Annotated in this window: 9 protein-coding genes and 1 pseudogene; 4 read left to right on the plus strand and 6 right to left on the minus strand. The window is 38.0% G+C overall.

Features of this window, described 5'->3' with window-relative positions; translation table 11 throughout:
- Nucleotides 1-340 precede the first annotated feature (340 nt).
- Nucleotides 341-1,021 (plus strand): 5'/3'-nucleotidase SurE, encoded by a 681-nt coding sequence (surE, locus tag HWQ41_RS23235; RefSeq protein WP_292768157.1) that lies wholly within the window; start codon nucleotides 341-343, stop codon nucleotides 1,019-1,021.
- Between the two features lie 109 nt (nucleotides 1,022-1,130).
- On the opposite strand, the gene HWQ41_RS23240 is transcribed toward surE, so the two are convergent.
- Nucleotides 1,131-1,430, minus strand: coding sequence for a hypothetical protein (locus tag HWQ41_RS23240; RefSeq protein ID WP_292768160.1), 300 nt, complete (start codon nucleotides 1,428-1,430; stop codon nucleotides 1,131-1,133).
- Nucleotides 1,431-2,381: 951 nt separating this feature from the next.
- Here HWQ41_RS23240 and HWQ41_RS23245 point away from each other — a divergent pair.
- The 3 genes from HWQ41_RS23245 to HWQ41_RS23255 all read left to right on the plus strand — a co-directional run bounded on the left by HWQ41_RS23245 (nucleotide 2,382) and on the right by HWQ41_RS23255 (nucleotide 4,547).
- On the plus strand, nucleotides 2,382-3,005 hold the full coding sequence (locus HWQ41_RS23245) for a hypothetical protein (RefSeq protein ID WP_292768162.1): 624 nt from the start codon (nucleotides 2,382-2,384) through the stop codon (nucleotides 3,003-3,005).
- 87 nt (nucleotides 3,006-3,092) lie between these two features.
- Complete coding sequence (locus HWQ41_RS23250; protein ID WP_292768165.1) at nucleotides 3,093-3,740, plus strand: PAP/fibrillin family protein; 648 nt, start codon at nucleotides 3,093-3,095, stop codon at nucleotides 3,738-3,740.
- Nucleotides 3,741-3,770: 30 nt separating this feature from the next.
- On the plus strand, nucleotides 3,771-4,547 hold the full coding sequence (locus HWQ41_RS23255) for an MGMT family protein (protein WP_292768167.1): 777 nt from the start codon (nucleotides 3,771-3,773) through the stop codon (nucleotides 4,545-4,547).
- A gap of 281 nt (nucleotides 4,548-4,828) precedes the next feature.
- Here HWQ41_RS23255 and HWQ41_RS23260 read toward each other — a convergent pair whose 3' ends face one another.
- The 5 genes and pseudogenes from HWQ41_RS23260 to HWQ41_RS23280 form a co-directional block, all read right to left on the minus strand.
- Entirely contained in the window at nucleotides 4,829-5,479 is a 651-nt protein-coding gene (locus HWQ41_RS23260) for a hypothetical protein (RefSeq protein WP_292768170.1), read from the minus strand.
- A 579-nt stretch (nucleotides 5,480-6,058) separates the two neighbouring features.
- Nucleotides 6,059-6,454, minus strand: coding sequence for a hypothetical protein (locus HWQ41_RS23265; RefSeq protein WP_292768173.1), 396 nt, complete (start codon nucleotides 6,452-6,454; stop codon nucleotides 6,059-6,061).
- Between the two features lie 152 nt (nucleotides 6,455-6,606).
- A complete protein-coding gene (locus tag HWQ41_RS23270; protein ID WP_292768175.1) occupies nucleotides 6,607-6,831 on the minus strand; it encodes a hypothetical protein in 225 nt (74 codons plus the stop codon).
- A gap of 307 nt (nucleotides 6,832-7,138) precedes the next feature.
- Nucleotides 7,139-7,948, minus strand: a pseudogene (locus HWQ41_RS23275) (ATP-binding protein); the annotation flags it as partial.
- Between the two features lie 200 nt (nucleotides 7,949-8,148).
- On the minus strand, nucleotides 8,149-8,313 hold the full coding sequence (locus tag HWQ41_RS23280; RefSeq protein ID WP_292768177.1) for a hypothetical protein: 165 nt from the start codon (nucleotides 8,311-8,313) through the stop codon (nucleotides 8,149-8,151).
- Between the last annotated feature and the right edge of the window lie 69 nt (nucleotides 8,314-8,382).

Consider the following 8,382-nt stretch of genomic DNA (forward strand, 5'->3'; position numbering starts at 1 on the left):
GAGGGGGTGGGGGTGGGGTTCTTCTATTATGGGTATGGCGGACATGATATTACGGGATTTTTTGACTGCACAAACTTGTTCTGAGGGCGGCTGCAAGCATTAACCTGACGCTAACACCCTTGCTAGTTACAAAACATACCGCCCCTTTTGGGAATTAACCGAAATATTTAGGGCGGAATTTGCAAACCATCTAGAAATCATATCGTATGAACAATATTTTTGGCAAAATTAAGCATATTTTTTCCATATCTGCAAGTAGCTTTTCCTGCTGTATCCATTGATCGAGGATATCTGCATTTTTTTGATATTTTAGCTAAATGTATATCAATATAATATATACATGACCATAATTTTAACTAACGACGACGGCATTGATGCCCCCGGTATCCAAGCGCTGCTCAAAGCTGTAAACGGCAAAAATGCTATTATCGCTGCTCCGGTTGATCCTCAGTCTGGCTGTGGACATCAAGTTACTACCACTCGTGCCATCAACCTCCAGCGACGTTCTGAGACTGAGTATGCGATCGCAGGTACTCCCGCTGATTGTGTGAGAATTGCCATAACACAAATTAGCGCAGATGTCAAATTTGTACTTTCAGGTATTAACGCTGGGGGCAACTTGGGAGTCGATGCCTACATTTCTGGCACAGTGGCTGCTGTGCGGGAAGCCGCAATGCACGGTATTCCCGGAGTTGCCATTTCCCACTATCGCAAAGCCAAGCAGAATTTTGATTGGGATCTGGCCGCCAAATTCACAGCTAAAGTTTTAACCGACTTACTCAAGCGTCCCCTAGAACCGGGAAGCTTTTGGAATGTGAACTTGCCGCATCTGCAACCAGGAGAACCAGATCCTGATGTGGTGTTTTGCCAACCCTGTACCAAACCTTTGCCCGTGAACTATCGAATTGAAGGCAATGATTTTTATTATGTAGGGGAATATGGCAAACGCGATCGCACTCCTGGTAGCGATGTGGATGTATGTTTTTCCGGCAATATCGCGGTAACTCAGTTAAGAGTTTAACCGAATAATTACTAATTCATAATTCATCATTAAAGAATGGGTACGTAATTATGAATTCTTTTGACATTCAGTTAACAATAACAATTGAATCCAAAATCAAAAATTGCTACTAGTCATCTAATTCTTGAATTAAAGACATGAACCGATCTACAGTTTGTGTCAGTTGGTTGAGTTTTTGCCGTGAATCATGCTGAGATTCAGCAAGAGTCTGTACAGCATCACACAATGCGACAATTTGATAGCTTTGCTGTTGCACCTGCTGTCCCTGTGCTTCGACTTGGATGCTGAGAGTCTCCAATCTTTCTGCAAGACGTTCAATTGTCTCAGTCGTAGAAAGTACTGCTTCCCCAATTTGCTCAACAAGAGATTCTAAGCGATTTATTTTTACTTCTATTCCTGCTGAAATCATTTCTTTACACCCTAATTTTGAGAGAGCATCTTAGTAAAATTCCTAATCCCAATTTAAATAATTAATCCCAGTACAAACATTAGATAACACTGCCATTCCAATAATATGTATGATTTTGTTCTTTGATGCTTCTACCCAATGTTGCGTTTAGCTACTTATAAGTTAGGACTTACGCACTGTACAAATGCATCGTGATGTGCATTAACTAAAATAGGTTATTTCAGGCTTTTCTTAATTAATCCTGCGATCGTAAATAGACCATGCTGTAGGGGCACAGCAATGCTGTGCCCTTACAAAAGATGTGGTTTTAAAAATTACCCATATTTAGTATTTTTTGTCAATGCGTAAGTCATATAAGTAATTAATTGATTACAATTTTTAATCAAGATTCTTGACCACATAAGCTGAAAAACATCTAATTTGCATAACCGAATTAAACATAACTCTTGTGGGGTGGGCAACATGAGCGCCCTAATTATGCAAGTTAAATGTGGAACAGCTTACTACATATCTAAAATTATTAGTCACCCCTCCCAAGATATAGTTAATGAAAATTAGCAATCAATTTATACAAAGTTGTGTTTCCCAAAAACTTAACCAAAATCAAGTAAGGGTATAGTTAAAATTGATACTTTTAATTAGGCTAAGTTTCTAGTCTAACTAATTCCCAGCAATTATATCCTTGTTGGTTAACATTTGGCTCGACAATTCACTAAAGACTAGTAACAAATATTTACCTAAGTGTAATTTATCAAAAGTAGGAATTGCAATTTACCCCTCGCACTTCAGTACAGCCGAAATTTAAGCGTTATTTGGACATTGGGGAGAGCTTGTAGGATTATTAATTTTATGGCTGTTGTTTGCGGCGATCGCGATCAAAATTTTCAAGGTTTTGAAATCTGCTAAAGTTTCAGTGGTACTGAACACTAATTTCAAAAAAAGGAGAAAAATATGCAGTTTCTCAAAATTATTCTTGTCGCTCTCGTGTTGATGGTGAATCTGGTAATTGCTCAACCCTCTTGGGCAGGCAAGGATTTTACTAAGGGGGCTGACTATGCTGAGGTAACTCAGGCGCTCAATCAACTTCTAACTGTAAAGGATACACCTGAGCAAGCTGGCTATACACCTGAGCAATTCCAGCAGCGACTGACACAATTGCAGTCTCAGAAAAATGTCATAGAAACAGCTAGAAAGCGGGCGCAGTGCCGCAATGAAACTGGAAAGACGTTGGCTGTCTATGCGAATAAACCAAAAAAATCTCCAACTCAACTCTACTTCTTGGGCGCAGGAACAATCACGGATGATGATTGGGATTGCGATGGCATTTACTTACCCGCAGGTTCTCAAGTGGTTCTAGGGCCGAACACTCAACCACAAGAACTGACCCAAGCGATTGCCGTCAAGTTTGTCGATGGTACACAGTCTATTGCTAGAACCAATCCAGCCACTGGTGCAATTGAATTGAATGTTGAACCTGCCAAAGTATTCAAAGCGGGTGAGAGTAGCTGGTTGCTCCCTACTTTTTCTCAAGCAGATATCGATACGCAAATTCCCACCCCACAACTCATTGACTAATCTCATCTAGATAATTCAACTTTTATGCTGGAAGTGCATAAAAGTTGAACTAAAGCAATAGGATATGTAAAGGAAAATCTTCAACCATTGAATAATCAACTTTTAATTAAGGAAAAATTACAAGCCAGGCTTGAGAATATTCAAACCAAGAGCGATGGCTCTCCCGTTACCGATTTCCAGCTAGACAAAACCTTAGTCGAAGAAATTGAACAATTGACGACGGAACTGGAGAGCGTCAATCCCAATCTCAATCCTCTTCTCTACGCTACTTCTTTACTGGAGGGAGCTTGGCAACTGCAATATTCCACAGCCAGAGAAATTCGTTCTTTAGCTTCTCTCCCATTGGGATTAAAGCTGGGTAAAGTTTATCAAGTGATTGATGTTGCAAATAAATTATTTTTCAATCTAGCTAAAGTTAAACATTCTCTGGGGCTAGTATCGGGATATGTGAAAGTGACAGCTAGCTTTGAGCCAGCCAAAGAAGATTTAGAGCCTCTATCGAACAAACGCCTCAATGTTTATTTTGATAAACGCTACCTATCGATTGAGAAGATTGTTGGCATTAATACGCCCCAACTCAACCCATTTAAGATTGTCCCAGCGAATAATCCTACTAGCAGAACTGCCACACTAGACATTACTTACTTAGATGAAACCTTAAGAATTGGACGTGGAGGAGATGGAAGCTTATTCATTCTTAGTAAATCCCATGATTTACCTGACTTCACTTACTAAAGTTGAAATAGATCGCGCCGCTGAATGAATATGGCTCTCTCAATCATGCATCTTTTCACCAAAGTAAAACCAGGTTCTGCGATGGTAGAGCTTAAAACATTAAATTTAAAGGTAAATCATGGTATTGAAGGAGATATTAATGCTGATCCTATAAGTCCCAGGCAAGTTTTAATTGTTAGACATGAAGATATTTTAGACTTATCAATTAACCCAGGAGAATTGCGAGAAAATATTGTGGTTATAGGTAGAGAATTTGATAATTTTATCCCTGGATCTTTGTTAACCTTTAAAAGTGGTGCGGCAATTCGTCTAACTTTTCATTGCGAACCGTGTAAGCGAATAGCCCACTTGGTAGAATCATTAAAAAGCATCCAAGGTAAAAGAGGAATTTTAGGCGTAGTTATTAAATCAGGTAAAATCCAGGTAGGCAGTAATTTTCAGGTTCAAGCTCATAAATTTCCAGCGTTATCTGAAAATCCATATAAACGATTCCTAAATTTTATCATCAAAATCCCAAGTGGGAAAGTAGTTACATATAAACAGATAATCAAAGGTATAGGAGTAGATAATAGCTATCTAAGAGCTATTCCTACATACCTGAAAAAAACCTCGGCGGCTGATTATCCGGTACATAGAATATTAGACTCTAAAGGTTATTTGATAACTTATGTGAACCAACAAAAAAAGAAGTTGGAAACTGAAGGAGTTAAGGTTTTATTTGAGGCAGATTTATTGAGCAATTTAAATAAAAATTTTGTAGATGTTAAAAATTATTTATGGGACGATGACACCATATATTTAGAATAGATATTACTATAATTGGGAGCATCTCAATTTTTCAAAAATTCACGGCACTGATACAAAAACCCTTTATAACTCTCTTCCCTTTGCGCTCTTCTCTACGAGACGCTGCGCGTAGCTTGCTTCTCCGTAGGAGTATGCGGTTCGTTTCATCATTCTCTTATTCCTATCTTCAGACAGAATAATAGTAAATTTAAAAATTTGAGATGCTCCCACTGTAATTTTTATGGTATTTGCAATATTATCCTGTATTTTGTCAGCGGAAATGCTTCGTTTCATCAAGATAATCACTGATTTTTTATTTGTTTAGATGTAGCTTCCATAAAGTCGGGAAAAACTTTTATAATCTGATGGATTCCCTCGCTACCTCCTGCAATTAAACCTCCTGTGAGAAATGCATCTAAACAACGGAAAATAACTACTTGTATGGGATTATCTAAATCAATAACTACAAGTGGCTCGATTGAGCGAATACCTATTGCGCTAATTAAAAGACCGAATAAAAGGGATGTCCATAGAGCAATTGTTCGTGTATCAGATTTATAGGCTGTTCTTTGGCGCTCTTTTTCATTTATATCATCCATTTGTGGCTTGAAGATTTTTAATGAATCTTGTTGATTTTGTGTAAAATTTTGGATGATTTGCTGTTCTAAACTCATTCCTTCAGGCGGTAGCCCACTGATTTGATTTGATTCCAAAGAAGGAAACTGTTTCTGTTGGACTTCCATAAGCTTTATCTTATCAGATATCAGAGCCTTTTCTTGCTGAATACTAATATCTAATTGCTCGATAAATGGGCCACGCCAAGTAGTTATAAAAACTTCTAAAGAACGCTCTAACAACAAAGAGATAAATAACTGTAATGTGAGTAGCTGGATAATATCATTAACCCCAAATGGTTTTAAAACGAATGGTTTAGATGATAACCAAGTTGACAAAGTTACTATTAGAAAACTAATAATAATTAACAGAATAAATAGAGGAGATTCTGGAGAAAGCTTTAGCAACGTATCTATACTCCTGTTTCGCGTCACAATATCTAACACAGCCTGGAGGTGAGAACTACACCTGCTGAGTAACTTAACAACGTTAATTTGATAGAACAGTAAATAATTTATTACCCGACCCTTTTTTCCAGGGGTGTGATCGGCTATGCCATTGTCGGAGCGATGTTTCCAACGGGCTACGCCTACGCACCTTGGTGGTAGCAGAAAGCATTCCAGTAGTAAACACTAGGCTTCAAATGCATCGCGCGAAGCGGCGATCGCACTTCTTCCCACGCTTTCCTCTCCAAAAGGTGCGTTGGGAAAAGGGGGGCGACGCTAGAGTAAGCAGCAACCGTAGCACTAACTAAAAACCCCTCCAAGGTTGGAGGGGTTAAAGTAATTTTTGGTAATGGGATGGTGATTAGCGCGAGACAACAACTTTTCCTTTTTTCTGACGCATTTTCTGATCAAAGCAACGAGATGATAGTACAGCATTTCATAAATCCGTTACAAACCTCTGCAACGCTGTACTTAATAAGATGAAATATCAGTGTTACCGAATGATGTCAGCTGCGACTCGACAGCGTTTAGATAACCTCTATCATTCAAAGCTTCTGCTGGTAACTTTTTAGCGTTGACAGCAGCCTTAACCACATCTAGTGCAGTCAGGTTTCCTGTTTGGTATTGAGATATCAAAGTACTACCACTAGGAATCCCCTGTGCTTTCAGATTACCTTGATAAGCTAAAAATGCAGCATCAAAGGGTTTGAGGTAGCTGACGTTCGTAGAATGAGTGGATAAATTGTTAGAGTTGATAGCTATAGGTTCGCTACTATTGTTAGTAGCTATTTGAGCGCCACCCATTCCATGCAATAAAGCAATAGAAGCAACAATGAGTACAGAATCTATCAAGATAGAGAGTTTCATAGGATTATCCTTAGTTAGAGTAAAGTGCAATTAGTGTTCTTGAGTAATAGAGTCTTATTTTTTATCAGTCTCAACTTCCTACACTCAGTTCACCTGAACGGTTGATTTGTTCCTCACCCATTCGGGTGATCTAATTGAGCGCATCCTATGGATCATTCAAAGTTGCTAAGACCCATCATGTGATAAGCAAGAACAGCAGTATCAAAGGGTTTGAGGTAATTGATATTTGTGGAATGGCTGCGTAAAGTATTAGATTTGATAGCTGTGTTGATTGATGTGCTACTCTTGCTATGAGTGGCTATTTGAGTCCTAGCGATTCTAGATAGGACAAGAGAATCAACAATCTGTGCAAAATTGAGCGAGGGAAAGAGTTTCATCGCTGATGTTGTGTTGGTTAATAAATCAAAAGTAAAGTTCAGGACAAACTTGAACAGATATATATTTAACTAAGGTAATCTAAAAATTTATGCAGCGTTGTTACTCAGTTGTAGGCGTAGCACAACCCAGACATCGCATTTCTGCACTATCTCCTTCAACAGCAATATGCTTCGTGTTAGTAATATTTTCCTCCGGAATATCCCCCCAACCGCGCTTAAAAAGGGGACTTAATTCTTAATTCCCCCCTTAAAAAGGAACTAGAATCGCTTACTATATTTGCTGTCCGCCTTTGTTAATATAGTTTACTTACTGTCCCTGCTTGAGCGGAATCTCAATCAAGAACTCTGTACCCTTTCCTGGTGCAGATATACACTTGATTTTTCCTCTATGCTTTTCTACTATAATTTGGTAACTAATAGACAATCCTAAGCCAGTACCTTTACTTAGAGGTTTAGTAGTAAAGAATGGGTCAAACAATCTACTTTTAACTTCCTCACTTATTCCTGGGCCATTATCTTTAATACTGATAATTATACGTTCTTGATTTTCAACTTTAGTAGAGATAAAAATTGAGCTAATTTGTTTTTTTAAATCTTCTTTTGAAAGCTCTAATTGTTGTTGTTCTAAAGCATCAATTGCGTTTGTAAGTATATTCATAAATACCTGATTTAATCCTCCTGCATAACATTCAACTAGTGGTAAATTACCATAATCTTTAATAATTGTAATTTCATGCTGTTCAGATTTTTCTTTAAGACGATACTGCAAAATTAATAGTGTACTATTAATTCCTTCATGAATGTCTACAGGTTTCATTTCTGCTTCATCGAGACGCGAGAAGTTTCGCAAAGTTAGCACAATCTCGCGAATCCGATCAGCACCAACTGTCATTGAACATACAACTTTAGGCAGATCATCAATAATAAATTCTAAATCTATCTCATCAATTAAAATATTTTTTTCTTGCTGATAATTACAAGAGTTTGGGTGGTACAGTTTAATTAAAGTTAGTAATTGCTGAGTATATTCTTTAACATAAATTAAATTGCCATAAATAAAATTAACAGGGTTATTAATTTCATGAGCAACACGAGCGACAAGCTCACCCAGTGAAGACTCTCCAAAAGGGGCGCTTTTTAATGTCACAGGACTTACGCAAACAATAGCTGAAAAGAATGATTTTTAGGTAGGGGCAATTCATGAATTGCCCCTACAGCGTGTAGTTTTGCGTAAGTCCTATGTCAACGACTATAGCGCTTCTCGTTTGGATGCAATACACGGTAGGGGCACAGCATTGCTGTGCCCTTACTTCAGTCTCACCTCCGGCCTGGGGCGGCACGTAATTGCATCATTTGGTCGTAGACCTTCATTTCCAGAAGCTCGAAAACCCCAAGTTTTTCAATGTCCACTAGTAAAACTGTAGCGATCGCACTCGAAAGAATAACTGGCTGTCTAAATAAACTTTTTAAGTTTGCAACCATCTTTTCAAATAGGTTTTACTTTAAAATACACGTATATTTTTAGATTAATTTTTATTATTGAAATTATTC

The sequence above is a fragment of the Nostoc sp. NOS(2021) genome (genome assembly GCF_017115025.1).
Lineage (GTDB): Bacteria > Cyanobacteriota > Cyanobacteriia > Cyanobacteriales > Nostocaceae > Nostoc.

Excerpts from the sequence above, each read along its gene's own strand:
- HWQ41_RS23240 (WP_292768160.1), bottom strand. The coding sequence starts at position 1,430 with ATGATTTCAGCAGGAATAGAAGTAAAAATAAATCGCTTAGAATCTCTT.
- HWQ41_RS23245 (WP_292768162.1), top strand. The coding sequence starts at position 2,382 with ATGCAGTTTCTCAAAATTATTCTTGTCGCTCTCGTGTTGATGGTGAAT.
- HWQ41_RS23270 (WP_292768175.1), bottom strand. The coding sequence starts at position 6,831 with ATGAAACTCTTTCCCTCGCTCAATTTTGCACAGATTGTTGATTCTCTT.
- HWQ41_RS23265 (WP_292768173.1), bottom strand. The coding sequence starts at position 6,454 with ATGAAACTCTCTATCTTGATAGATTCTGTACTCATTGTTGCTTCTATT.
- surE (WP_292768157.1), top strand. The coding sequence starts at position 341 with ATGACCATAATTTTAACTAACGACGACGGCATTGATGCCCCCGGTATC.
- HWQ41_RS23255 (WP_292768167.1), top strand. The coding sequence starts at position 3,771 with ATGGCTCTCTCAATCATGCATCTTTTCACCAAAGTAAAACCAGGTTCT.
- HWQ41_RS23280 (WP_292768177.1), bottom strand. The coding sequence starts at position 8,313 with ATGGTTGCAAACTTAAAAAGTTTATTTAGACAGCCAGTTATTCTTTCG.